This is a genomic window from Serratia sp. Ag1 (assembly GCF_000743355.1).
Lineage (GTDB): Bacteria > Pseudomonadota > Gammaproteobacteria > Enterobacterales > Enterobacteriaceae > Chania.
The window spans coordinates 174,781-198,399 of record NZ_JQEI01000023.1 but is presented as its reverse complement, the minus strand read 5'-3'; the positions used below and the strand labels follow the sequence as shown (position 1 = coordinate 198,399).

General features: G+C 51.7%; 33 protein-coding genes and 1 pseudogene. 6 read left to right on the top strand and 28 right to left on the bottom strand.

Annotated features, from left to right (window positions below; all coding sequences use genetic code 11):
• Window positions 1–7: 7 nt before the first annotated feature.
• From IV04_RS14300 to IV04_RS14200, 22 genes and pseudogenes are all read right to left on the bottom strand, one after another.
• A complete protein-coding gene (locus IV04_RS14300) occupies window positions 8–346 on the bottom strand; it encodes a phage tail protein (protein ID WP_037441040.1) in 339 nt (112 codons plus the stop codon).
• Window positions 346–3,828 carry a phage tail tape measure protein gene (locus IV04_RS14295; protein ID WP_255351944.1) on the bottom strand — a complete coding sequence of 1,161 codons (3,483 nt, stop codon included), beginning with the start codon at window positions 3,826–3,828 and terminating at the stop codon, window positions 346–348. Before IV04_RS14295 ends, IV04_RS14300 begins: the two co-directional genes overlap by 1 nt.
• Before the next feature lie 141 nt (window positions 3,829–3,969).
• Window positions 3,970–4,251: a DUF4035 domain-containing protein gene (locus IV04_RS14290; RefSeq protein WP_037441038.1), complete on the bottom strand. Its 282-nt coding sequence runs from the start codon at window positions 4,249–4,251 to the stop codon at window positions 3,970–3,972.
• The gene (locus IV04_RS14285; RefSeq protein ID WP_037441036.1) at window positions 4,251–4,661 is read right to left on the bottom strand and encodes a phage tail assembly chaperone; all 411 of its coding nucleotides are present in this window, start codon (window positions 4,659–4,661) and stop codon (window positions 4,251–4,253) included. The genes IV04_RS14290 and IV04_RS14285 overlap by 1 nt, the downstream gene beginning before the upstream one ends.
• Window positions 4,662–4,673: 12 nt before the next feature.
• The gene (locus IV04_RS27115; protein WP_369794923.1) at window positions 4,674–4,913 is read right to left on the bottom strand and encodes an Ig domain-containing protein; all 240 of its coding nucleotides are present in this window, start codon (window positions 4,911–4,913) and stop codon (window positions 4,674–4,676) included.
• A gap of 21 nt (window positions 4,914–4,934) precedes the next feature.
• A pseudogene (locus tag IV04_RS27110) lies at window positions 4,935–5,372 on the bottom strand (phage tail tube protein); the annotation flags it as partial.
• A 62-nt stretch (window positions 5,373–5,434) separates the two neighbouring features.
• Window positions 5,435–5,782: a DUF3168 domain-containing protein gene (locus IV04_RS14275; protein WP_037441029.1), complete on the bottom strand. Its 348-nt coding sequence runs from the start codon at window positions 5,780–5,782 to the stop codon at window positions 5,435–5,437.
• A complete protein-coding gene (locus IV04_RS14270; protein WP_037441026.1) occupies window positions 5,779–6,195 on the bottom strand; it encodes an HK97-gp10 family putative phage morphogenesis protein in 417 nt (138 codons plus the stop codon). Before IV04_RS14270 ends, IV04_RS14275 begins: the two co-directional genes overlap by 4 nt.
• On the bottom strand, window positions 6,192–6,530 hold the full coding sequence (locus tag IV04_RS14265; protein ID WP_037441023.1) for a phage head closure protein: 339 nt from the start codon (window positions 6,528–6,530) through the stop codon (window positions 6,192–6,194). Before IV04_RS14265 ends, IV04_RS14270 begins: the two co-directional genes overlap by 4 nt.
• 9 nt (window positions 6,531–6,539) lie before the next feature.
• Window positions 6,540–6,860: a head-tail connector protein gene (locus IV04_RS14260; RefSeq protein ID WP_037441020.1), complete on the bottom strand. Its 321-nt coding sequence runs from the start codon at window positions 6,858–6,860 to the stop codon at window positions 6,540–6,542.
• 85 nt (window positions 6,861–6,945) lie between these two features.
• Window positions 6,946–8,160, bottom strand: coding sequence for a phage major capsid protein (locus IV04_RS14255; RefSeq protein WP_037441076.1), 1,215 nt, complete (start codon window positions 8,158–8,160; stop codon window positions 6,946–6,948).
• A 21-nt stretch (window positions 8,161–8,181) separates the two neighbouring features.
• Window positions 8,182–8,781 (bottom strand): HK97 family phage prohead protease, encoded by a 600-nt coding sequence (locus IV04_RS14250; protein ID WP_037441017.1) that lies wholly within the window; start codon window positions 8,779–8,781, stop codon window positions 8,182–8,184.
• Complete coding sequence (locus IV04_RS14245; protein WP_037441014.1) at window positions 8,774–9,994, bottom strand: phage portal protein; 1,221 nt, start codon at window positions 9,992–9,994, stop codon at window positions 8,774–8,776. Before IV04_RS14245 ends, IV04_RS14250 begins: the two co-directional genes overlap by 8 nt.
• Window positions 9,984–10,145 carry a hypothetical protein gene (locus IV04_RS26585; RefSeq protein WP_037441011.1) on the bottom strand — a complete coding sequence of 54 codons (162 nt, stop codon included), beginning with the start codon at window positions 10,143–10,145 and terminating at the stop codon, window positions 9,984–9,986. The genes IV04_RS14245 and IV04_RS26585 overlap by 11 nt, the downstream gene beginning before the upstream one ends.
• The gene (locus tag IV04_RS14235; RefSeq protein WP_037441008.1) at window positions 10,142–11,890 is read right to left on the bottom strand and encodes a terminase large subunit; all 1,749 of its coding nucleotides are present in this window, start codon (window positions 11,888–11,890) and stop codon (window positions 10,142–10,144) included. Before IV04_RS14235 ends, IV04_RS26585 begins: the two co-directional genes overlap by 4 nt.
• Window positions 11,890–12,387 carry a phage terminase small subunit P27 family gene (locus IV04_RS14230; protein ID WP_037441005.1) on the bottom strand — a complete coding sequence of 166 codons (498 nt, stop codon included), beginning with the start codon at window positions 12,385–12,387 and terminating at the stop codon, window positions 11,890–11,892. The genes IV04_RS14235 and IV04_RS14230 overlap by 1 nt, the downstream gene beginning before the upstream one ends.
• Before the next feature lie 146 nt (window positions 12,388–12,533).
• A complete protein-coding gene (locus IV04_RS25290; protein WP_037441002.1) occupies window positions 12,534–12,884 on the bottom strand; it encodes an HNH endonuclease in 351 nt (116 codons plus the stop codon).
• A 276-nt stretch (window positions 12,885–13,160) separates the two neighbouring features.
• The gene (locus tag IV04_RS14220) at window positions 13,161–13,481 is read right to left on the bottom strand and encodes a GrlR family regulatory protein (protein ID WP_037440999.1); all 321 of its coding nucleotides are present in this window, start codon (window positions 13,479–13,481) and stop codon (window positions 13,161–13,163) included.
• Between the two features lie 202 nt (window positions 13,482–13,683).
• The gene (locus IV04_RS14215; protein ID WP_037440998.1) at window positions 13,684–14,076 is read right to left on the bottom strand and encodes a DUF2570 family protein; all 393 of its coding nucleotides are present in this window, start codon (window positions 14,074–14,076) and stop codon (window positions 13,684–13,686) included.
• Window positions 14,073–14,465, bottom strand: coding sequence for a M15 family metallopeptidase (locus tag IV04_RS14210; RefSeq protein ID WP_037440983.1), 393 nt, complete (start codon window positions 14,463–14,465; stop codon window positions 14,073–14,075). The genes IV04_RS14215 and IV04_RS14210 overlap by 4 nt, the downstream gene beginning before the upstream one ends.
• Window positions 14,458–14,751: a phage holin family protein gene (locus tag IV04_RS14205; protein ID WP_037440974.1), complete on the bottom strand. Its 294-nt coding sequence runs from the start codon at window positions 14,749–14,751 to the stop codon at window positions 14,458–14,460. The genes IV04_RS14210 and IV04_RS14205 overlap by 8 nt, the downstream gene beginning before the upstream one ends.
• Window positions 14,738–15,115 carry a putative holin gene (locus IV04_RS14200; RefSeq protein WP_072010893.1) on the bottom strand — a complete coding sequence of 126 codons (378 nt, stop codon included), beginning with the start codon at window positions 15,113–15,115 and terminating at the stop codon, window positions 14,738–14,740. The genes IV04_RS14205 and IV04_RS14200 overlap by 14 nt, the downstream gene beginning before the upstream one ends.
• A gap of 147 nt (window positions 15,116–15,262) precedes the next feature.
• Here IV04_RS14200 and IV04_RS14195 point away from each other — a divergent pair, with 147 nt between their 5' ends.
• On the top strand, window positions 15,263–15,499 hold the full coding sequence (locus IV04_RS14195; protein ID WP_037440968.1) for a hypothetical protein: 237 nt from the start codon (window positions 15,263–15,265) through the stop codon (window positions 15,497–15,499).
• Between the two features lie 108 nt (window positions 15,500–15,607).
• On the opposite strand, the gene IV04_RS25280 is transcribed toward IV04_RS14195, so the two are convergent.
• The 6 genes from IV04_RS25280 to IV04_RS14170 form a co-directional block, all read right to left on the bottom strand.
• Window positions 15,608–15,817 carry an ogr/Delta-like zinc finger family protein gene (locus tag IV04_RS25280; RefSeq protein ID WP_072010892.1) on the bottom strand — a complete coding sequence of 70 codons (210 nt, stop codon included), beginning with the start codon at window positions 15,815–15,817 and terminating at the stop codon, window positions 15,608–15,610.
• Window positions 15,818–15,979: 162 nt separating this feature from the next.
• Complete coding sequence (locus IV04_RS14190) at window positions 15,980–16,762, bottom strand: antitermination protein (protein ID WP_037440967.1); 783 nt, start codon at window positions 16,760–16,762, stop codon at window positions 15,980–15,982.
• On the bottom strand, window positions 16,762–17,619 hold the full coding sequence (locus IV04_RS14185; RefSeq protein WP_037440964.1) for a hypothetical protein: 858 nt from the start codon (window positions 17,617–17,619) through the stop codon (window positions 16,762–16,764). The genes IV04_RS14190 and IV04_RS14185 overlap by 1 nt, the downstream gene beginning before the upstream one ends.
• Window positions 17,619–18,584: a toprim domain-containing protein gene (locus IV04_RS14180; protein ID WP_037440960.1), complete on the bottom strand. Its 966-nt coding sequence runs from the start codon at window positions 18,582–18,584 to the stop codon at window positions 17,619–17,621. The genes IV04_RS14185 and IV04_RS14180 overlap by 1 nt, the downstream gene beginning before the upstream one ends.
• Window positions 18,581–20,203 (bottom strand): DEAD/DEAH box helicase, encoded by a 1,623-nt coding sequence (locus IV04_RS14175; RefSeq protein ID WP_037440957.1) that lies wholly within the window; start codon window positions 20,201–20,203, stop codon window positions 18,581–18,583. The genes IV04_RS14180 and IV04_RS14175 overlap by 4 nt, the downstream gene beginning before the upstream one ends.
• Window positions 20,204–20,487: 284 nt before the next feature.
• Window positions 20,488–20,754: a hypothetical protein gene (locus IV04_RS14170; RefSeq protein ID WP_051916817.1), complete on the bottom strand. Its 267-nt coding sequence runs from the start codon at window positions 20,752–20,754 to the stop codon at window positions 20,488–20,490.
• A gap of 599 nt (window positions 20,755–21,353) precedes the next feature.
• On the opposite strand from IV04_RS14170, the gene IV04_RS14160 reads away from it, so the two are divergent.
• The 5 genes from IV04_RS14160 to IV04_RS14140 all read left to right on the top strand — a co-directional run bounded on the left by IV04_RS14160 (window position 21,354) and on the right by IV04_RS14140 (window position 23,618).
• A complete protein-coding gene (locus IV04_RS14160) occupies window positions 21,354–22,013 on the top strand; it encodes a LexA family transcriptional regulator (protein ID WP_037440952.1) in 660 nt (219 codons plus the stop codon).
• A 479-nt stretch (window positions 22,014–22,492) separates the two neighbouring features.
• Window positions 22,493–22,684, top strand: a complete 192-nt coding sequence (locus IV04_RS27030; RefSeq protein ID WP_072010891.1) for a host cell division inhibitor Icd-like protein — start codon at window positions 22,493–22,495, stop codon at window positions 22,682–22,684.
• On the top strand, window positions 22,677–22,985 hold the full coding sequence (locus IV04_RS14150; protein WP_037440946.1) for a hypothetical protein: 309 nt from the start codon (window positions 22,677–22,679) through the stop codon (window positions 22,983–22,985). The genes IV04_RS27030 and IV04_RS14150 overlap by 8 nt, the downstream gene beginning before the upstream one ends.
• On the top strand, window positions 22,982–23,209 hold the full coding sequence (locus IV04_RS14145) for a hypothetical protein (protein ID WP_037440941.1): 228 nt from the start codon (window positions 22,982–22,984) through the stop codon (window positions 23,207–23,209). Before IV04_RS14150 ends, IV04_RS14145 begins: the two co-directional genes overlap by 4 nt.
• Window positions 23,202–23,618 carry a hypothetical protein gene (locus IV04_RS14140; protein ID WP_037440938.1) on the top strand — a complete coding sequence of 139 codons (417 nt, stop codon included), beginning with the start codon at window positions 23,202–23,204 and terminating at the stop codon, window positions 23,616–23,618. The genes IV04_RS14145 and IV04_RS14140 overlap by 8 nt, the downstream gene beginning before the upstream one ends.
• Window position 23,619: the final 1 nt, after the last annotated feature.

Genomic DNA, 23,619 nt, shown 5'->3' with positions numbered 1-23,619 from the left:
TCTCTCCTTACGGGTTAAATGCTTCGGTGAATGTGGCTGTCAGGGAATAATTACCGGCACCCAGCGCAACAGGCTTGAACCCATCACAGCGATACAAGCCAAGGTCACCAAGTGGCGGCACCCACTGAAAAGACTTGGTGCCTTGGTGTTCTTCAAGAAATTGAATTACCGGCATGATTTTTTTCAGTTTTCCGGCAAATGAAACTTCCCATGAGCGGGTTACAGGGTTGATGCCATCACCGGCCACTTGAGAGTAACCATCACCGAATTGGGCCTTGCGCAGCCGAAACTGCACATCACCGGTAGCGTTCACGCGGGCCGGGAAAGTAAATGTTTTGATTGCCATTACATCCCCTTAATTGCTTTCCAGATCGGCATGCCTGGATCGAGGTTTTTATTGATGACTTTTTGGCTTTCCTGCGCAGCAATATTTCCCATCTGCTTTGCAAAATCCCCCCAATCATTTACATCAGCTTTTGCACTGGTATTGCCTGCACCATCAATGTTGATTTCCACATTAACGATGGTGCTTGCTCCAGTGCCATCACGGGCTATTGGCGGCTGAGTGCCAGTTGTTGGCCTAAAATCCAGAGATCGATCAAAGGCGCTGGTTGGCGCTGAATAGGCTGTTGCAACATCCCAGACCGCTGACCCCGCACTTAACCCGCTATCAGGCATAGCAGAACTGAGCCAACTGGTTACGGTTGATAGGGCTTGCATCATGCTACCGAGCACCTGACCGGATAACTGTTCCCTGCCCTGCGGAGTATTCTGCACTGACAGATCGGCGCTATCGATATAAACGTTAATCTGCGGCGCCACACTTGCGGGTGTTGGTGGTGCGTATGCGGCTGCTACGGAAGGTACCCCATCAGAAACCAGCCCACCGGTTGCGTAACCACGCATCATGCCGTAGAGATTATCGACACCGATCCGCTCGGTAGCTTCTTTGGTGAAAACAAACTCGCCTTTATGGACAACTCCAGCGGGTTCATATTTACCGCCCAGACCAGTAAAACCACCGGTATCAAACGTGAGCCCACTGTATGCACCTGTATCAAACCCGCTCGCCCCAGATCCACCGCCAGCCACACCAAACGCCCCCATCACGCCACCAGCCACTGATTTTATTACGCCTACCATCGCCGCGTTAACCAGGACTTTCTCTATCTCCTTCAGCACACTGACAGACCAGTCTTTCCATGATGCTTTGTTACCATTCAGCATTTCGGTGATGTTAGTAACCATGCCGCTCATGGCATTGTTTGTTGCGCTCGCCGCCTGCCCGGCATAATTCGATGCCTCATCAACCCAATCAGCCATGCCAGCGCTGACGCCGGACATCCAATCCGCTTCTGCGGCCTTGGCTGCTTTATATTTTGAGTCAAGAGCATCAAGCGCAGCGATTCGCGCAGCAGCAGCTTCAGTACCCTTATCCGATTTATCGTAAACGCGCTCAACTTGCTGCCGCTCATCAAAATAATCCCGCTGGCGCTGCCCCATACCCCGAGTTTTCTGGCTGGCTGTGGCCTCATCGTTGTATTTCCGGGCGGCATCGGTCAAATCCTTTAATGCATCAGCCATTTCACGCTGCTTTCTGACAGCCTCATCAGCCTTCTGAGTCCAGGTAGCTAACTCAACTGATGATGCCTCGATCGCCTTGCGCTGCTCATTAGTCCACTTAACACCACTTTCATGAGATGCCGCGTACAGTTCGGCGGCTTTCTCACCCTGAGTGGCCCTAACCCTTTGGACATCTACCGCAATACTCAGATCAGCAATTTTTCGGCTGTACTGCTCTGCGGTTCGCGCGGCCTCGGTTTCAGCTTTGTTGTGGGCACTGGTCGCAGCTGTGGCTGCTTTCTTGGCCTCTGATGCTTTCTGATCCTTTCTAAATGCCTCCTTTGCGAAATCTATATACTTTTTGGCGTATTCATAGTTTTCGGGGCCAGTTTTGCCCATTCTCTGCAAATCAAACTCAGCCTGCTTGACTACGCGACGCTCACCCTCCAGCCCTGCCAGTTCTGCTGCCTGCTGTTTTTGTAACAGAGCTTGCTGCTCTGAATCCGTCACTGTTGCCTGCGGTAAACGAAGGGGGCCGTTAGCCAGCAACCCCTGGCGAGAGGCTAGCAGATCGTTACCCAACCCCAGCAAGCGGTTAAATTCCGAGTGCTGACCGGTCATCATGACCAATGACTGGTAGGCGGCGTTCTGTTCTGCTGCATTTTGCCGGATGAGAAAATTACGACGATCTTCTATTCCTGCAAGCGCATCCTGAATCGACCTAGCCTGACTTTGCATTTCAGACAGGCGCGCCTGTTCCACAGCTAGGCTAGCTGTAGCCTCCTCAATCGCCTTTATGTTGTCCGCTTCGCTGGGAGAGTAGGCACTATAACCCTTCTTCCAGTCTGGCGTTTCGCGCGCTTTGTTAAGGCTGGTGATCCTGTCTTCCAGATCACCAATCAAAACAAGCTGTTCGCTAATCTTACGATTCTGCTCTTCGAGGGATTTTTTTGCGCTTTCTTGGTTCTCACTTACATCAGGCAGCGTCATTGAGGGTAATTTTGCCCGTACTTCATCCAGCGTTTTTGCGTAGGACTCAGCTGATGCACGGGCCTGCTCCTGCTGCTGGTACATGTAGTACCACGCCCCCGCGCCAAGCATGAGTAAACCAGGGATACCGCCAACAAGCCCCAGCGCGCCGGACATAAGGCGAGAACCCACAGCAGTAACGTTGTTGAGCGCCGTTTGAGCCGCCGTTCGCGCTGCAATATTGCGGGTTAACGCCTGCTGGGATGCGGCTAATCGCCTTTCTGCAGCAGCCTGTCCATCCGTACCTTTAGCCGCGGCAAGCGCCTGCTGCGCACGGTATACCGCTGCACGCGCCCGAGCGGTTGAAACCTTGGTGCCCTCCAACTGTGCAGCTGCCAGCGCCACTTCACCTTTTTTGGCCTGGATCAAACCAACGGACGCTGATCCCAGTGACGTGGTCATGTTACCCAGGTACCGAGCAACACCGATGCCGATCAGGACGCCGGTAACATTACCTACGGTCTCGATATTGTCCGCAAGGTGCCCAATTCCACCAGATAGCACTTGTGTAGCACCGTGCGCCTCATTAGTTTCACCAATATACTTTTTCCAATGGTTGGAAAGCTTGGTGATCGCGTCGCCAACTGTGGTTGGCATAGCTTCAGCCAGCTCAGCATTACGTTCACGAGCAGCGATTGTGGCTTTCGCGAAAGTATCCATGGACAACTTGCCCGCTGCAGCCATCTGTTTAACGGCGGTTTCAGTAATCCCCAGGTATCGACCAATATCGCCGATCACTGTCGGCATAACCTCCATCACGGTTTTCCACTCATCACCAGCAACTTTGCCGGTCACCATGGATTTAGACATGGCATCAATTGTTCTGGCCCCCTTTTCAGCACTGGCGGCGTTGATCGTCAGCGAGCTAGAAATGGAATCAATGAAGTCAATGGTTCCTGCTGTACTGTAACCCAGCTCCTGCATTGCCTTGGCGCTGCGAATGAATAACTCGGACTGTTCCTCGATCGGCTTGTAGGTGCGATCGCTGATTTCCATCAGTCGTTGCTGCACCAGGTTATATTCATCCGCCGAACCTGTTGCCATTTTGATGCGTGACGACAACTGCCCCCAGTTATCCGCAGTGGTAATAAGTGAGTCCACGGCAAACGCGCCCGCAACCACCCCCGTCAAACCTGCTGCAACCCCGGCAACAGAGGCCAGTTCAGCATTCAAAGCCTGAATTGCCTGCTGTTGCTGGCGCGCGGCAGCGGCTGCTTTCCTGCCACCTTGATCCATGGTTTTGTAATAGTCAGCCCCCATGCGCGACGCGCGGGAAATTTCAGTCTGGAACGAACTGGAATTGGCCGAAATTTTAATGATTAATTCACGCAGCGATGCCATATATCACCCATAAAAAGCCCGCTGCATGAGCGGGTGTTAATCAGCCAGATTCCCCAGAAATGCCTCAAGTTCTGATGCATCTTCTTCCCCTGTATCTGTCGTGGCATTCCAACGCAGCAGCACATCAGAAATAGACAACGGGTCTTTTGTACGCTGGGAGTTGTAGACTGCGGCGGTGATTTGCGCGGCGTGGTAATCATTACGCTCGTCACCGATCGGGTTTATCCGGTCAAAGGCCATCCACAAACGTAATTCGCTAATGCTCATCGATTGGCGCAACTCGCCCAGGGTTTTACCCAGGCGAAGCGCCAACTTCATCAGGAATTGAGTTTCAGGCTCTTGGACTTTTTTTCGGCATCTGCCGGGGTGGTACTCAGATCAAGCGCCTGCTTTAGTAAGCGTGCATGGATTGGCCCGTAAATTCCCGCAACCAGCTCCTTGTCATCCGCGGTAAAAACATGCTCCCCGTTTTCATCAAGCAACGCATCAATGAACAGCACAACATCAGCATCAACGTTGCGCCGAGCGGTCATCGCGGCGCTCAACTCCCCAGGAGCTTGCCCCTCGGGCGGGGTGATAATTTGCCGCCACTCAACCCACGCCGCGCCGGATGGCTCTCGCAATACCACTGTTGTCCCTTCCCATTCCTCAACTATGACGGTTTTGGTGCGAAATCCCGCCATTGGGGCCGAGGCCAGCGCCTTCAGAGTCAGTTTTTTTCCTGCCATGGGTTATGTTCCTTACGCTGTGACAGTCACGACGCACGTAGCGGTTTTTGCGCCGTCCGTGGTCTTAACTGTGATTGTTGAGGTGCCTACCGCAAGGCCAACGCCACTGCCAGAGGCTGCAATCATTACATTCCCTGGTGTTGAAGACGTCCAAGTTACGGCGCGATTGGTGGCAGATGCAGGGGCAATCGTTGGTGTCAGAGTGAAGCTCTCGCCAAGTTTCACAGAGAGCGTTGTCTTATCCAGCAGCACGCCGGTTACCGGGATTGTCACTGCAAAGATTCTGATGGGTTTGCCGATGATGCGCAGCGTGAACGATGCTGAAACCACGCCAGATGTGGCAGCGCTCCAACTGTTCTGGCGCACCTCTGCAAGATAAGCGAACCCGTTACCAGACGGGAAGATCACACGGACGGCGCGGCGGGTGTCCGTTTCGTAGGCAGCCATCAGTGAATCTTGAGCGTCGTCGTAGGCGCTCCAGTTTTTGTTAATGGTCATTTCAGATGGCGCAGAGAGCCCGTTGGTCATTTCCTTTTCGGTGGAGCACAGGGTGGTCACATCGATATCGTCCTTCTGGCCGCCCGTATAGCTAAGCTCTCTGGCCGAGCAAGATGTGGAAAGCCAGGTAATGCCTGCCGGGTTGGCCTCGCTGGCTTCGGTAGCGGAAATGCTCACCACCGTGCCTTGTGTTTTTTCGAACTTGCTTGTCATGAATTTTCTCCAGACATTAAAAAACCCGCACGCGGCGGGTTGGGATCAAGATGGGTTAAAGGTCATTGCCACACTTTGAATTCAAGCGAGGCGCGGAAAAGGCCGGTATCGGGTTCATGGCCGCTGAACAGATGGATTTCTGCCGGGGCCAAGATGGCGATCGCCTGCTCGGCTTTGGCTCGGAGTTCTTTGGCCTGGTCAATGCTGCTGGCATACACGTCGATCTGTGCCAGGTAGGCGGTTTCTGCGGTACCGCAAAACACATCGGCACGGTTTTCATCGTGCACCGTGTAGACGATCCACGGTGGTTTTACTGCTGGCATTCCCTCCGGGGTCAGCTTGACAACATAAGGGTAAGCCTGCCCGCCGACCAACGGTTTTAACAGCGGATTGAGATCGGCCTCGGTCATTTTGATAGCACCTTGTCGATCGCTTCGTTGGCTTTCGCGAACGCCGCTGCCGCTGCATCATCCTGCCGAGCGTCGAACGCCGGGCGAATGAATGGGACGGCGGGCATCTGCGATGTACCCAGCTCAACAAAGCGCCAGTAGAAGGAGTTGTTGCGGTTTTCTGCCTTGCCCGCACTGCGAACATGGACGCCTGCGACCGCGCCGCCATCACTGGCGCGCTGGTTAATCACAACGATGTTGCGCTTCAGCTTGCCTGTATCCTCTGGCGCAAGCTCCCGGGCCTCATCGCGAAATACCGTGGCCGCCGCCCGCGTTGCCTGCCGCAGTACATTGCGGCTTTCGGCCTTGCTCAATACCTCCAGCTCCTTGGAGATATCGAGTAACCCGGAAAAATCCAGCTTGGTATCGATCATGTTTTCACCCCGCTTTTACAAAGGATCTCCAGCCGGGTTCCCTTGGTATCGGGAATCGGTGGGCCGGTAATTTCCAAAATAGAGCCACGAAACGGGCCGGTGAGGCACAAGAGCCGGGAAGATGCTGTAACGTCTGTGCGGTAGCGCATCCAAACGCGAATGGTTGCCTCTGCTTTTTCTGCTGCGGATGCCACCAACTCACGTCCGCTAATACCAGTGGTTTCAGCCCATACGGTTTTTCCGTCCTGCCACTCTTCAATCTCTGTGCCGGAGGGTAGCTCCACCGTGACAAAGTTTTGAATGGTGACGCGGTGACGTAATCTGCCTGCTTGCATGCGTCCTCCCTACAACGGAATAAATCGGTATGGCTCCACCAGAGCTTCAAAGGTGTATGGCAATACCGTAGAGATGTTGCCAATATTCACCGTCTCGCGGTTTTCATACCAGAACCCAACAAGTAACATCACGGCCAGCTTGATATCATCGTCAACCAACAAACCAATCGCATCATCACCCGGCACCGCTGTGTCGTATAACTTTCTATTGGTAAAGTTTTCGATTTTTTTTCGGGCAGCTTTGGCATAAATAGTCAGGAGTTTATCGTCGTCTGGATCTTCATGATCTATACGACATTGCAACCGCAGCTCTTCTAATGTTGGTACCATTTTTACTCCTTATGCCCGCAACCCGTTACCAGATCGCAGGCACAAAAAAACCGCCGAAGCGGTGCAGGGATGCACGGAATAACGATTATTTGCCGGTCAGCGCCTTGATAGCCGCGGTATCCTCCAGTACGCAATCGAAACGATGGAAGGCCAGGAACGCGGTCTGATCGAACTCGGCATAACGTTCAACCAGGCGCTTCAGCGTCATATAGGTGATACGGCGCAAAATGAAGCGATCGAAGTCGCCGCAGTAAATAAACTTCTTACCCGTCGCCATACTGTCGATCGCCTGATCGATAACGTACTGCATACCCAACACCGAAGCGGGTACTACACCGACAATATCCGGCAACCACAGGGGGCGCTTGTTACCGTCCACCAGCTCAGAAAGCATTTTCAGCGTGGAGTCATTAAACGCAAGGCGGAACTTGGGTCCGTTACGGTAGGCCGGATCAATGCTGTGTTTAAGGGTATTCACATCCGTCCAATCCAGCGTGAGCGCCTTGGCCGCCACCGTACCGGTAACAGAGACTTCGAGCCCTTTCGGCTGTACTGGAGAGCCGGTGCCGGTGCCTTTAACAATGTATTTGGCTTCGCCGCGGCCAATGCGCTGAGCAATCCGGCCTGCCAAATAGGCCTCGATATCCACCCCGCTATCCTGCAGCAATTCATTGGAAACCCGGATAATTTTGGAACTGAGCTTTTTCGCACCCAGGATCGCGGTACCGAATTCCACATCCTGCTCGGATGCAGCGGTATTCTCGCCCAGCAGCTCGCCTTCTTCTGCCGTGCCGTCAGAGGTTGACCAGGTGATATCCTGCCCGTTGGATGAGTTCAGGACTTGTGCCACACTGGCGATACCGCCATAAGCCTTCATCGCATCAACGATTTTTGCCAGCATTTGAGTGGGTACGGTATAACCGCCTTTTTCATCCGGCGTGGTGCCTTGAGCACGGAGCTCACGCAGAGCGGCGCGCTCTTCTGCACTCAACTCACCCAGCCCCTGACGCAAGAATTTATCGAATGCAGCAGCACGGCGCTCCTGTTGCTGGTGCTCCGGTTTGTCTTTGCCCAACTGCTGGCGCTGCTCATCTTGATTATCATCAACAAAACGCTGATCCAGTGCGCGCAGCTCCTCTTCGCGGGTGATCTGCTCATCCAGCTTGGTCAGCTCATCCTTGGCCTTGTTCCACTCGGTGCGCTGCTCCTCCGTCCAGGCGTTATCACCAATCTTTTCATTCAAAGCGCGCATGTCGGTGGCGATGGTGTTACGTTTTTGCTTCAGTTCGTGCAACTTGATAATAGTAGGCATGGTCATTCCTTACACATTGAGTAAAGTCAGCAGGCGCTCGCGCGCCATTCGTTGGTTAATGGCTTTCTGCAACGCGCCACTGTCACGCGCTTCCTGCCAGGCTTTCATGGATCTGACGGCTGAATCCGCCTCTTGATAGGCGGGGTAGGTCACCGGGCTTACGTCAAACAGGCGTGAAACCTTGGTGATCTCGCGGATCACCACCCCTTGCTCATCCTGATACCAGTCCTCGCCATCACGGGCGACACGGAAGGAAAAGGAAGATTGATTGATATCGCCACGCTGCATAGGGCTGATCACCAGGTCGCGGATGGTCTGGGTTTCTGGTGCCACGATGTTGTATTGCAGCCCCCGCACATCAACAGATAACGACAGAGTGCCAGCAGAGCTACGACCAAGAATGTAGTTGGCATCGTGGTTGAACAGGCCGCGAACGTCATCCTTCAGCACATCATCGAAAGCGCCGGGCTTGATGATTTCGCGAAAGCCCCACAGCACCTCCGAACGACTGTCGAACACCGAGCCATAGCCGATAATGTGCGTAGGCTGGTTTTCCTCCTGCTGGGCGCGCACCTCTCCACCGTAACAGCGTGTTTCTCTGTCACTCATTGGGTTTGTCCTCTTTGTTTAAATCGGTAATGTCTTTGGCGGGATTGGCCGCATTGACGCTGACCAGCATTTCATCCAGGCCATCAACCGGGTTCATGTCCTCAAAGGCGCGAGCCTCGTTTCGACTCATCCAGCCATCGGTGATTGCAAAATGATAGAACTGGGCGCGCTCTTGCGGTGTGCCGCGCAGCAGTCCAGCCAGGTTAAAACGGACGTAATACCCTGCCGCACGCTCGGCGGTGGTGAACAAACGGCGGTTAAGTTCCTGCTCCCAGTTCACGATCCACGGCATCACTGTATGGCGTACAAACTGGATGGATTGCTGGGTGATGTTGGAGAATGTTGCCTTTTCCAGATCGTTGATCATGTGCGCAGGAATATTGAAGATCCCGGCAATCTGCGACCGATTCAGCTTCATCAGATCAATAAGCTGAGCGTCAACCGGCGAAACCGTCAGCGCCTTGTAATCTAAATCAGCGGGAAGCAGCAGCGTTTTATTTTCCTGGCTCCGTAGCGCCTGCGTGGCCTTTTGCCACATTTCCTTGAGCCGTGACCACGATTCTGCATTCAATGAAGATTTAACAGACACGATCCCCGCTGGCCGTGCATTACCACCAAAAAAATTACTGGTGTATTGCTGCCCACTCATCCCCATACCGATAGTTTCAGCATGCTGCAAGATGGGGCTCAGCCCCATTTTCTGGTTATTGCCCAGCGCCCGGATGTGGATCATATCGTGGGGGTTAATCGCAAAGCTGCCCTCCTCGTTGTAAACCCCGTAAGTGTACCGACCGCCGGTATTGAGTAGCGTGGTTTCCCACGGCATGCAGGCCTCTAGCGCAGTAACCTCACCGCGCTGAGAGCGAACAATTTTGGTGTAGCCATTGCCCCAGCCAAGAACATGACGCTCTTTCAACTCACGCCACTTGTAGCTGGTCTGCCACACGTTAGGCTCATCATGCACCAGGTAAAAAACTGGATGATCTCTGCCCTGCTCCACTTTTTCGCCGGTCTTGCGCATTACATGCAGCGGCATTTGTGCGATCGTGGATGACAGCACGTAAATACAGGCGTAGACCGCCGCCAGTTTCATGGAGGTTTCCGGGCTGACAAACACGTCACCCGCCCGAAACCCTAAATCAAGACTATCGCCAGTGATCGGGTTGGCAGGATTCTCCAGCGACTCACTACGGAAAATGGCATCAAGTAGCACGTTTACTCCTCCTGGCCGCTGCCAACGCGAACGCCAGCATTGAGCCACCACCCACCATTAACGCGATCGCGGTACCGTATTGCAGGTAAATCCCTGCCACGAGCAGGCCGAAACCGGCCAACCCGCAAAGGTCAATAATGAATGATTTCATAGGGTTAAAAGTTCTTCATCTGGATCAAGGTTGGAAAGGAAATCACTATCGCTACCACCGTTAACCAACAACCGGCTCATCCCCGTAAACAGCGCCGTTGGGCCGTCAATCTTGGCTTCAGGTGTGGATTTGTTCGGGAAAATGTTGTCGTTCTTATCCGGCTTGACCGTGACATTGCTCATCATCCAGTTCATTACCGGGTGGTTGCTATGATGGAAGCGGCCGCCGTAAACCAGCGCTTCAACCTCCTTCATGGCCTCGGAGAAGTTACGCACCGTTTGCGGTACCTCAACCAGCGGCAACCCTTCTTCCGCCAGCGCCAGACTAAACTGGGTGGCACTCCAGGGGTCAAAACCGATTTCACGTAGGCTTTCACCGGCCACCCATTGCTGTAATTCCTCTTTGATCTGCGCGTGATCGATAACATCGCCATCGGTCAGGATCAGCTTGTCTTGCTCCGCCCATTTGCGGTACAGCTCAGCCTGCTGGCGGGAGCAGCGCTCCAGTCGCCCTTCCGGTAACCAGAATTTAAAGTCAGCATGCACATGCCCATTATTGGCTTGCCAAATCTTGATGGCGGCGCAAATATCAATCTTGTTGGACAGGTCAACACCCGCCCAGCACGGATAGGTCTTCAGCTCATGTTGCGGCGCAATGTATTCACACTTGCCCCACTTCAACATATCCATCCACGCCGACTCTGCGGTAACCCACAGGTTCATGTGTTTGGTGAAGAAGTTATGCCGGGCTGAAACCTGCTCACGCGCCTTCTTCGCCAGGCGGCGCAAATCATCCCAGCGCTTGCAGATCCCCAGGCCCGGATTGGCCTTCTGCCAGACCGTTTCATCAAAGGGATCGTCTTCTTTGTCCAGGGTGAAGATGATGGCGAAAAAGGTATCGTCCTCAAACTGGCCGGTTTTCGCCCCCTGCAGAACCTTGATCGCATAGTCGCGCAGCTCGTAACAGATGCCCTCTTTGTTGAAGCCCGCTGTTGTGATGCCAAACAGCAGGGACTGCAAGCGCGCGCCGGTTGCTGTTTCCAGCACGTCCCAAACGTCACGGGTTTTGTGGGCATGGAGCTCATCAACGATAGCGCAGTGAATGTTCAGGCCGTCGAGGTTATTGGCATCACTGGACAGTGGCCCAAAGCGTGACGAAGTTTGCTCCTGATAGATCGCCAGCTTGTTGAACTCGAACAGCCTGCCCAGTGTTGGCTTGGCCTGCTTAACCATGCTCTTGGCATCTTCAAACACAATCCGCGCCTGGTCGCGAGTTGTGGCCGCCGAATACACCTCGGCCCCACCTTCACTATCTGCCCCGGTCATGTACAACCCGACGCCGGAGGACAATGTTGATTTAGCGTTTTTACGGGCCACTTCGTTGTAAGCGGTGCGGAACCGACGAACCATCACCGGGCGGCCACTGCCATCATTACGCAGCACCACTTCTCCGGTGTTCTCATCCACCAGCGGGATGATGAAACCGAAGATATTGATCAGGATAAAAATGTGCCAGTCCATCAACTCGATCGGCTGGCCAGCCAGCGCACCTTTAACGTGCGGTATGAACTTATAGAAATTCAGAATGTGTTGTGCTCTGGCCTCGCTGAACGTGATCCCGCGATCGGGCCCGTGTTTCAGATCGTTAAGAAAACGCTGGCACGCCAGCCTGACCAGATCACAAGCAACAATCTCCCCCGCCACGACGCGCTCGGCGTAGCGAATACCATCGGCAACTTTAGCCATTAATCTCTCGCTTTCAGGAATTCAGCCAACGGATCATCCGCATCGGGGCCGCTGGCATTAACTTTCGAACGGCTGGCCGGTGTCATACCGAACTCAGCCAACATGGCGCGGATACGCTTCCAGGCATCAGCCTTCATCATGGCCGCCGGGTGAGGCTTGATCATGCGGATTTCACGCTCTTGATCTTCATCGCTATCACTGTCGCTATACACGGCGTAGGTGTAGCCCTCGCGTTCCAGGGTGTCGCAGTGGTGCCGATACTCGGTATAGGCTTCCACCAGTAATTCAAGTGCTCGCGCATCGAGCTGAGACATGACGCCAAGTGCGTCAAGTTCCTCGGCCATGCGCTTAAACCAATACTTCCCCTGCTTATCAAAATGCTTGGGAGTTGGGGGTACCCCTGACGGGGGGTTGGGCTCATTTTTATTTATGGCCCGCTTCGATGGGTTACCCCTGACCAAACGTAGGTGGGTAGGGGTTTTCGGTGGCCCTGACATAATCGAAAACTCCTATCAATCATCGCTTGGGGTTCCCAAAAAAAAGTTTCTAACCTGCGGGTGTGTGAGAAGAGGCAAAGCGGCGGTACTTTTGGCAAAAAGTTGCAGAGATTTTACCCCCCCCTCCCCGGTGATGAAAATCGATATCATTTGAGCCTTTCACGCCCCGTTTTCGTCCTATGGCATGGCCAGCACAGGCTTTCAAGGTTCGAATCATCATCGGTACCCCCATGCGCTTTGGGTATGATGTGATCGACGGTTGTTGCCGGTACCGCTCGACTGTTACGCAGGCAGTTCTGGCAAATATGGTTATCACGCTTGAGGATGCGAGCGCGGCGGATAGTCCAGTCGTTGCCATAACCACGCTGGTGCCTGCTCTTGCCTTGCTGGTGCACTTCCCAGCCAGTGTTCTGGTGTTCGGTGCAGTAGCCAGAGCGGTCGGTTGTGGTATGGCGGCAGCCATGCTTGCGGCATGCTCTCGGTATTCTGGGTGGCATGGCTATACCTCAAATAGAAAAGCCTCGGCATAACACGAGGCTCTTAGGTATTGTTCACTATTTGGCTTCTGCATATATCGTTTTTATCTGAATACTGTACGCCAGTATGCTCGGGTCTTAGATCGAGTTAAAAAATAGTTAATACTGAAGTCACGAGACAATTTATCAAGAGATTTACCAGATAATTTACAGCATACTTTTATAAATAAATATTTCATATAACACTCCAATAAAAGGCCACAATATTAATTAGTGGCCTTGGTTTATTATTGGAGATTAAATAATATCCCCAATAAACTTAGCTTGTATCTGTATGGTGCTATATGGCATACCTTCAACACTTCCTTTAAGCTCGTAATTATTTCCAAACTCAGTAATTACAAGGTTAAGGTTAAATGCAGAAAGACCGCCAAAAACAGATGTCACGCTCTTGTCATGCTGTGACACATATAGCGTCACGTTGCTATCACTGACTGCGCCTTTGTATGCGAATCCAAAATCACCACCATTGATTTTGTTGTCTCTGACTACAACGGTTCCGTTGCCAAAATCTTGGCTATTACTACGGAAGACTACAAAATAAATTCCGTTTTTCATTTAAGCCTCAGTATTTATATTTGTGCCAAATAGCACCCATCTAAATTACCTCAACTTATAAAATTCCTCTTGTTAATTTTGAGTATTCCTAAGCCACTCAATTACTCCATCAATCCTTGAGGCGCATATATCAAGTTCACTCTGCACCACCTGCAGCGCCATCACCGCATCACCGAACGTTTCACCTGTGAACGCAGTCTGCTCACACTGCTGAATCAATGCTGCTGGCGGGTACACGTAAATCAGTTGCGGGGCCGGTGGTGGCTTCGGGTTCTCTGCGCAAGATACGGCGAACATCATCAGGCAACCGCTGATTGCTGCAGCCGTTATTCTCCAGCGCCTTGCGTAGCTTTTCGTTATCAGCATCGGCCTTTGCCCTCTTCTGCTGTTCAATCTTTAACTGTTCTTCGGTGGCGCGGCGGTCAGCACTGGCGGCATCTTTCAGTGCGGTAATTGTTCCATCTCGGCTTTGTACCGCAGCCACCAGCGATTTGTTTTCCTGTCGGGCACTATCCAGATCGCCGGACAGCGAAGACGCATACCAACCGAGACAGATGGCCACCAACAGCAGGCTGATTAATCCGTATTTACTCATGCTGGCATTTCCACGTGAGGCGCATCTAAAAACTTGGCTGGGGTGTCACCCGGGTTATCCGTCCAGGTAATACCGAATCGCAGTGGAACACCCAACTCCTTACCGGCCTGGTGCATGGCATCGAGCACCGGTAGCCAGCATTTATAGTCGTTCCAATTCCCACCAACGGGAAAGAGATCCACCGCGTGCCCGGTAAGATGGCGGCTGGCCATCGTCTTGCTTGCGCCTGCGGCCACTAACTGCTTTTGCCGCTCCATCGTGCGCTTACCTTCAATCACTGAAAAATCGACGGTCGAAAGCTCCAGCGCCCGGCGCACCACTTTTACCAGCGCGGGGTTTACGCCAACAAGGTTGCCCTCGCTGCGCTGGCTGAATCTGAAATTAGGCATCGCTACCTCTCCTTACTTTGAACAACTGCACTACGTTGCCCTTTGCACGCAGCACCATCACGCAGAGCACCGCATTGATGAACAACTCCGCCGGATCGGTGGTGCCTTCGTATGTACCCATGGCGATACGGATCGTCACAGAACCAGTGGCCAGAATTAAGCAGTAGGCTAACCAAGCCGCCCATTGAACATGCGCCCCACCATCGCGGCGGAACGTCAGCAGTCGGATGGCAATCACCGCGCAGACGACAGCGTTGATTAACGTTTCGGGATCATGAGTTACCATCGCTGCCCCCTTTCTTTTTCAGGAATCCACCACCGCTGTTGATCATCATCAGCAATCGGATAACACAACCAGCAGCCAGTAATGCGCCAGCGGCATCTGCGCCCCGGTCATAACCTGCTGGCAGGAAATCGACAATCCACGCTGCAGCCGGTTTGTACATCGTCAACCCGGCCGTAAAGCTGCCGATCGCCAGAATCACGCGGGAACGAATGCCGTACTCAGAGGCGGAAACAACAAACAGGATCGCGCCAGCAAAAGCGCCCAGTACAACGTCTGCTGGTAGCCCAGCGAAAAACGTCATGATCGCAACCCCTGTTACTGCTCCGCCTGCTACGGTTGTTGTTGTGGTAACAGGCTCTGCCATGCTTTCTCCTTTGTTCGTCGCTCGACGAACGCCGGGCGTTAGATATGATAAAAGCTGCCTCAGGCAGCTAATGATTTGCATTCATGTTTTCAGATAAATAGAGAAGTGGTATTTTCTAAGCAATTAAACCAAAGGTGGGAGGGTAATATGTCAGAAAAGGCCATTAATGAGTTACGTAATAAGTTATCTATACAAGGTGAGGTGATAGAACATCTTCTCGTTCGATCTGAGTTATCCCTTCATCTTATCTCTGCGATTATACCCACAAGCCAGTTGGGTGCTGACCAAATAAAACAAAAAATTGAGCAGTTCAAATATGAATCACCACATATTAGCGCTGAAGTGCTTGAGATGGAGAAGCGTAAGTTGATCAAGAGCCTGTAGGTATCATTTTTCAAAATCAAAAAATACTTTGTGCAATTACCGCGTTCTTTATTACACTCTATGGCGTGTTGGCGCCCTGCCAACATGAGAAACTTTGGAACCAACAATTTAGCCCCGAATCGCCCTCATGCGAGCTAGGGGCGTTTTTTTTGCTACCAACTGCGGTTGAGCAATAAGACGCGCCACCGTTTCATGAGTTGCAAACGTGCAACTGCAATTAACGTTTTGGCACTGGTGATAACGCTCTTTGGTTTCATTGCTCAAGTATCTGCTTGATCGGGTGTGCGCCGTATGCCCGCATAGAGGGCAATGCATCATTTTTACTTTCCCCCAGAAACGCAAAAACCCGCCTGGGTGCGGGTTCTGATGATTATCTGTAGTGTTCAGGTGAGATATGCCACTCTTTAAAGAATCTACGCCATGTTTATGCAAAATGCAAGCCTGCGCTGTTAAAATGTCGGCATCCGTGCCAATCGTGCTCTACTTGGTTACTTTCTGGAACTCTGCCGCTGCCCTTCCTTCCTCTATATCGCATTTCGCCACCAGCGCTTCATAGAACGGCTTCCAGTTGCGTGACCAGGATGATTGTGTCAATTCTGGCAGCAGCGCCGTGATAGCCCCATAAGCCACCGAGGAAGGCATGCGGCTGAATCCCTTCCCGTTACACCGTTCGCAATCCTTGATTACCGGTGCGCCGCTGGCCTTCGTTGCATCACGGTCTATAGCTTTACCCGTACCTTTGCAGTTGCGGCAGCGCTTGGCGATTACCCCCTTCCCGTTGCAGTGCTGGCAGAATTCCTGCACCAGCTCTTTTTCAGTTCGTGGTGGGATCTTCTCTTCACCATCTGCGCCAACGTATCCAGGGTATTTCACGATATCACGGTAAACCGGCAGCAGGCCTTTGCCGTTGCAATGCTGACACTCACGGCTACCAGCAGCAGAGTGCGAATATTCTTCGTAGGCCATCGTGGCCAGTATCACCATGCACTGAGCCATCTTTCGCCCCGCTACCTTGCCTACGTGCTTTGGTGCTTTCTGTTTGGCGTATTGCGTCAGCGCATGAATGGCTTGCTCCCGATCGCCGTCACTGATGCCGGTTTTACCCAGAAACGCCGCCATACCGAAACGGGCCTTTGATTGCACAACACCAAGCGCCGCCATAACATCGGTACCCGTAAGCCGCTCGGCGCTGGTGCCGTTTGGTGTATCGGTGATGGTCAGTCCCTGAGGGCTGAAATGCTTTAAAGATGCTTCAAGCTTCATCAGCCGCACTCCCCGACCAGATTGAGAAAGATGGAATTAGTGAAATCACCACGATCCATAAACCGGTCTTCTTCTAGAATCCACTTGCACACCTCAACCGCTTCCTGCCTTGTCGCTGGCTTGATTTTCGAAAGCAGGGTTTCCAGGTAATCTTCACGATCTGTAATTTGGCTCCGTTCACCACCCGCATACTCATAGCCCAGTTCTTTTTCAGCGCTATTTCGCATGGTGTAGAGCCAATTCCAATATTGGAATTCACGAACAACATCAGAAAGCGTTGCTGGTTCGGGGAGCTGTTTTACAAAGCCTTGAGAAATCGCCTTTTGCTGCTCATGAATTTCATTACAACGTTCGCCCCACACGCATTGTTCTGCTATTTCTTTTTCCGTCCACCCCCAGCATGCCGCGTAAACGTCGCCAAGCTCTCCAATAAGCATCAGGTTTTCAGGGGGCATGTTATCCAGCGCTGATTCATAACTGCCAAATGTTGCCCGTACCTGGCTGGCCTTTTCAATATTCCGCTTTGCGCCATTGATATAGCCTTGCGGGTTATCCATCGACATTGTGCCAAAGGCGATCTGGAATGGTTGGGCGCCCGATTTCATCAGGTAAGCGCTGTAGCGTTCCTGCGCCTGCTTGGGGGTGATCTTTAGCTTTTTCAACGCATCTTCCGCCGCCTGCAGGTGTGCCGGCTCATTCAGTTGAATAACCTCCAACACCCATAAATACGCATCCGTCTGCTTATGGCCGGTAATAACGCGCTGTGGCGGGAGTGGTTTGGTTGTCGCCAGTGCGGTGCTGTATTTTGCTGTAGGGATCGTGAATAACGTTTTATGCTCTGGATTGTCTTTGCGCATTATGCGGCCACCTTTTTGTAATAAACCAACTCGCGAACCTGATCACCATTCATCAGGAGATCGTTAAAATCACCAGCGTCACACCATCGAACGCTTACAGATATCAAATCGTTTTTTGCCAATAGGTTGGCATGAGCACACTCAAAGGCCGCTGCCTGGCCGGTTGCTGAATGGAGATCCATGTCAGCAAAAATAATCAGGTGTTTTACGCCGGCCGGTACCCTGAATTTCTTCATGAATGTGCTGTTAATGGTCGCCCAGGTGTTCACGCCGTATACCTGATAGCAGGAAAGCGCGGTTTCAATGCCCTCCGCGATGCCCAGCGTTGAGGCTACGGGGAACATGCGTATCGCTACTGAACGGGCGTGATCCAGGTAGTTTTGTTCCTGCAGTGATTTGAGGCGTTTGGCGCTTTCGCCTATATCGGCTTTTCTTTCACCATCCAGTAGCGTCTGGTGCAGGTAACACAGTTCCCCCTTATCATCGGTGGCCAGTGAATACAGCGCCTGATAAACCCGCCCGGCGTGCCGTTGGCGGTCATTAAAACGGATGGCCTCAGCAGGCAATCGGCTAATACCGCGCTGGCGTAAATAGCTGGCCGCTGTCGTACCACGCAACCCCACCAGCTTGGAAAACTTGCTGATCACGCGCTGCCGCTGTTTTGCCGCCGAGCTGTTGACGGGGAAACTCATGTGTCGATAGTTGTTGCCAAGGAGTTGATCTACCTCGGTACATAACTCAGCAAACGATTTGCCTTGAGTGAGGTTAAGCAGCTTCATCCCGTCGCCGCTGTCACAAATGCAAATCCATGATCCCGTTCCTTGGTGATCATCAATGCGGAATTTCCCGCGAGCACCGCATAAAGGGCATTCGCCTTTAAAGTGATTTTTTCCGGTGATAGGCGGCAGCCCAAAATGTTCAAAAATTTCAGCCCACCGGCCCTTTGCCGCTTCGGATGTCTTCATACTGCCTTCCTCAGACTTTTGCGCATTTCTTCAAGATCTTTTTTGGCGTTAATCACTTTCATAGTGGTGTTGGCGCTTCCGGCATGAGATTGTTGAACTGCCGCCGCAGCCTTCTCACGCCCTTTCGCAAAGGCGATCCGTTTGTGTTTTATGTAGCTGTTGACCTCAGGGGTGATCTCCATCGGAAAATCACTAAGGTTATTCGGCCACTCGCCGAACTTGTCGTGAAAGGTGTGAGAGCACCAACCGTCACTGACGGGTTTCCCCATCGAGGCACGCTGACGCTGATAAAACTTGATCTGGCTCCACCAGGCTTGTTTCTCGGAATCGGTGGGAACGCGCTTTCCTTTGCCAAGCCTTTTCAGTCCACGCTGGGTATCTGTTTCCACGTCTTGCCCGGCGAGGGGTTTAAATCCACACTTCGGGCAGACATACACACCAGCGGGTTTCATGAAGTGGCACTCGCTGCACTCTTTGGGTAATTTCTCCTGGCGCTCTTCGGCTGCACGGGCGGCAGCCTCCTTCATGCCGTCACTTTTGGATGGCAGATCGTCATATTCGATGGCGTCAGGAAAACCCAAGCGGTGCACGGTACCTGAGTGGTCGAAGATGAGGCATGACTCTTTACCCGGAGCTGTGCGCAATCCCCTTCCCAAAGCCTGTAACCAGCGGATCTCGCTTTTTGTTGGACGGGCATAGATCACGCACCGAACATCACTGTCGAAGCCAGCTACCAGCACACCGACGCTGACAATGATTTTCGTTGCGCCCGTTTCAAAGCGATGAATGATAAGTTGACGTTCTTCATGGGGCGTTTCGGCCACCATCACTTCGGCATTGATTCCGGCCTTGTTGAACTGAAGCGTAACGAAGTTGGCATGAGCAACATCAACGCAAAACGCCACCGTGGGTAGATCCCTGCCGTTCTGTAGCCAGTTATCGACAATGTCACCAACAAGATCAGAGCCGCACATAATCTCGGCCAGTTGCGCTTCGTTGTAGTCTCGCCCGTAATCATCAGACTTGGTTGTTTTTACCCCTTTGAGGTCAGGCTTGGACGGCGCATAGAATTCGTAACTACTCAGGTCGCCGCGCTGGATCAGTTCACTGATGGTGGTTGGCTTTACCAGTCGCTGGTAGTAGCGCCCCAAAAATGACGAGAATGGTGTACCAGACAGGCCAATGACCTTCACACCCGCTTCACGCGTAAGGCGCTCAATCTCAATCAGGATTTGCTTTCTGCGCAGGTGGGCCTCATCAATGATCAGCAGGTCGATGTTGTCTGGAAAATCACGGCGGATCAGCGTGTCGGCACTGGCGATCTGAATTTTTAGCGCTGGATCGTGGCTTGGATGGTCGCGCCAGATGAAGCTGATTTCATCCTCTGGTAGCCCGTATTCAACAAAGCGGCGCGATGTCTGGTTAACCAGCACAGTGAACGGGGCAACGAAAAGCACACGCATACCACGACTAACAAAACCGGCTGTGATGAAAGCCGCCAGCCCGGTCTTACCACTGCCTGTGGGTGCATAGACCATGAAAGAGTTAAATGACTTCCAATCACGGCGCAGCATGTTCAATGCGCGTTCCTGTGCGAAGTTAGGTGTAATACTCAGCATTGTGCAACCTCCCACCAATTCACTTTTCCAAGGAAAACCCATCTCGGGTTTCGGTTTGCCCTGCGAACCAAACGACAGTGCAGTGGCGCTTTAAGGGCTAACCCCTCAGATCGAGATCTACCTAACCCATGGAGTTGTCTGTTGGAAAAGGCTGCTATTCCTTCCCCTACTCCCATCTCCCCCCTTACCCCCCTCTTCCCTCTCCCCCGTAAAATAGGGGTTTAGGAGTCTGGAGATAAAAACATCTAGCCATCCAAACCAAGCACCTTTAAGCCTGGCTATCCTCAGGAACGATTAACTTTTCCTGCCAGGGGTGGTTCGGCTGTGTACCCCTGCAATGCCTTGCCATGGTTTTCTACAAACTTTCGCAGTCGGGTGTTGGCCTCATGCCGCGCCCTGTTTTCCTGCTTGAATGACACTGGTTCTTCATCCCAGGCCGCCTGATAAACGTCCGCATACAGCGCCACGATTTTGTGCCTGGCTGATACCGTAAATTTCTGCAGTTGCTCCTGAATCCACGCTGCATCAGCCTGGCAGTACACTCGAGGCATGATGGTTGTGAGATAGTCAGGCTGATTCACAGCAGATCACCTTTACGCTGCTTTCTGGCTGTCTTGCGCTCGACCTTACCGGTCTGCCCCTGCGCCCATACTCTGGCCCTGTACAGGCAGTCATCAAACGCGGCCCCCTTCTTGCTCGCCTGCGACATGCGGCGGTAGTGGTCAAGGCCGTAGTCAGCCCCCCCCTTGCAACACTTTCAGGAAAGCCCTCAGCCACCAGCGTCGCGGTGATATGCTTGCGAATGAATTCGGCTGGAGTCATGGTTATTCCTCTGTGCTTTTGAGTGCAGCAGGCGGCATGCTTGGATGCTCGTAGGGGATGCTTTCATCCAAGTGACTAAGAATCGCCACATCTTCAGGTACGCCGCGAATCTTCCACTTTCCGACAGCTTGCGGCGACCTCGGCTTACCTCTGCGCGGAAACGCCCTCCCGATAGCCGAATCGCTACCAAAGCGGATCTTTAAAATGTTATATAAGTCCATTAGGTCACCAATAAACTAAAGTTTACAGAAAAGGTAGCAAAAATAATCCAAAGTGGCAACAATGGGTGATACTTTAGTTTAAGAGAACAATCTGGAAGGGAACTACAATGACGAGCCTTGCTGAGCGCTTAATGCAGAGAAGATTGGAGCTGAATTTATCCCAGGAGGATTTAGCTCGCATGGCCGGTGTGAGCAGAATGGCTATATCAAAAATAGAAATGGGATTAACTCAGAACCCCCGAGCAGATAACCTCTTCACCTTAGCTAAAGCTCTACGTTGCTCTCCATACTGGCTACAGACAGGCAAGACTGACACAACAGATGGTTTCCCTTCGCAAGATTTGACAAGGCCTCGCGTTGAAACTCAGACTTACAGCTACCCAAAAATCAGTTGGGTCAACGCAGGAAATTGGAGTGAAGCCATTGAGTTAGATAATAAGTTTAACACTGAAGATTGGATCTCTACTTGTAAAAATGCAGGGGGAAATGCGTTCTGGTTAGATGTAAAGGGGGATTCAATGACCGCGCCATCGGGATTAAGTATTACTGAAGGAATGTCCATATTGGTTAATCCTGATGCGGAGGTGTTGCCTGGTAAGCTGGTTGTAGCAAGGCTGCTGGATAGCAATGAAGCCACCTTCAAAAAGTACATAGAAGACTCGGGAAAGAGATATCTTAAGCCATTAAATCCTCAGTACCCTCTCATAGAGATCAATGGTAATTGTGAAATTATTGGGGTCGTCGTTGAGGCCAGAATAGAATTTTAATTAATTGAATTCAAAAGCGATACCGGCATCAGCCGGTTTTTTTTCGCCCCTCATGTAAACTTTAGTTTAAAAACAGCTTGAACATTCTGTAAACCAAAGTTACAGTTATCTCATCCAATACGCATCTTAAGTTACATACATAAAGTGGCAGCTAATACTTGCTATATAAAGGTAGGAGGCACAGATATGTTACCCACGAAAATAGCTGGACTGGTAACTGACAGCGTTAATCTATCGCTGCGCATAACCGCCATAATGAGAAATATTGGTTATTGCGATTGTGAAGAAGATTCAGAAGTCTTTAAAGTGATGGGGTGTTCATACGCAATAGAATTAACGAAGACACTTCGTGAGCTCGAAAAAGCGGTTCACTCAAAAAGCGACAATAACAGGGATTAATTGAATTTATCTAGCCGGCTCTGGATCCGCGCCAACGAAACCAGAGCCTAATCAACGTCAATGCCTGCGAGGGTACTAACATGATCGAGCAAAAGCATAGCACAAAGATTTATTTGTTTGCATCCGTTTTACGCAGTGACACGAAGTCACACCCTATTATGCAGCGTGTAAAAGCCACCAGCGAGAAGGAAGCTCGCCGTCAGTTGTCTCGCAATTATGTTTTGTTGTTCGCAGGATGCCTGCCCGTAGTAAGCGGAGTGTACCATGCGTGATATTTACCATTTACTGTCGGTTAATAATTTTAAAGCCGTGAGCAACGAAGAATTGCTAGATATTGAGCATGTCTATGGCGCTACTGCTTCAGGCGTTAACTCAGCATTGCGTGTCATTGGTAATTTACTTCTCGAAGCTGGAGAAAGTGAGGAGTATTTAGATAGCGAGGCAAAGCGAGATCTACTTTTAATTGGTTCAGTGCTTAGGAGTCTCCCGAGACTGAGTCAGGTACTAAAACAAAATAGCGATAACGCCGCTTTTGAATTGAGAAAGCGTCAAGGGGGGGGGGCTGAATCATGAGCAGCCTACACGCAAACCTCATCGTTTCCATCAAGGAGAAAGTGATAACCCCACTAATTCCTGACGCCACCACCAAGATTGTGCTCAGTATTGAAAGCGGGAAACTCGTAGCGTTCCGCAATGTTCGTGAGGACGAAATTACAGCTTCTTTTGATACGTTCCTGCATTACGCAAAGCAGGCAGGTTGGAAGGTAATACCACCGAAGGAAAGCAAAGATGAATAACCATAAAGTTATTGATTATGCCCGTATGGGTGAGGACTACGTGGCGGATGCTGGTGGCATTGAAGATGCAATGCGCAGAATTGATATGCCGGTTTACGTTATATACCGCCATGGCATTTATAAACGCTTTTTAAGTCGTAGCGCCGCCATCGACAATTTGGCACGCATTATGGCCACAGAGGTATATAAACGCCAAGGGCTTGAGATTCGTTATGACTCTGCTTTTGACCCGCAAAAAAATGTATGGGTGCTTGGCAATCTAACGCTTGAATACCTCAATTGCCGATATCGTGCCAAGCGCCGAATTCTTCGATTACTTGCCAAGCGCCGAGAGATAGTTAATTGGCAAAAAGAATATGACGCTTGGGCTAGCAAGCACGATGAATTAATGAAACGCCGTCCGTATTAAT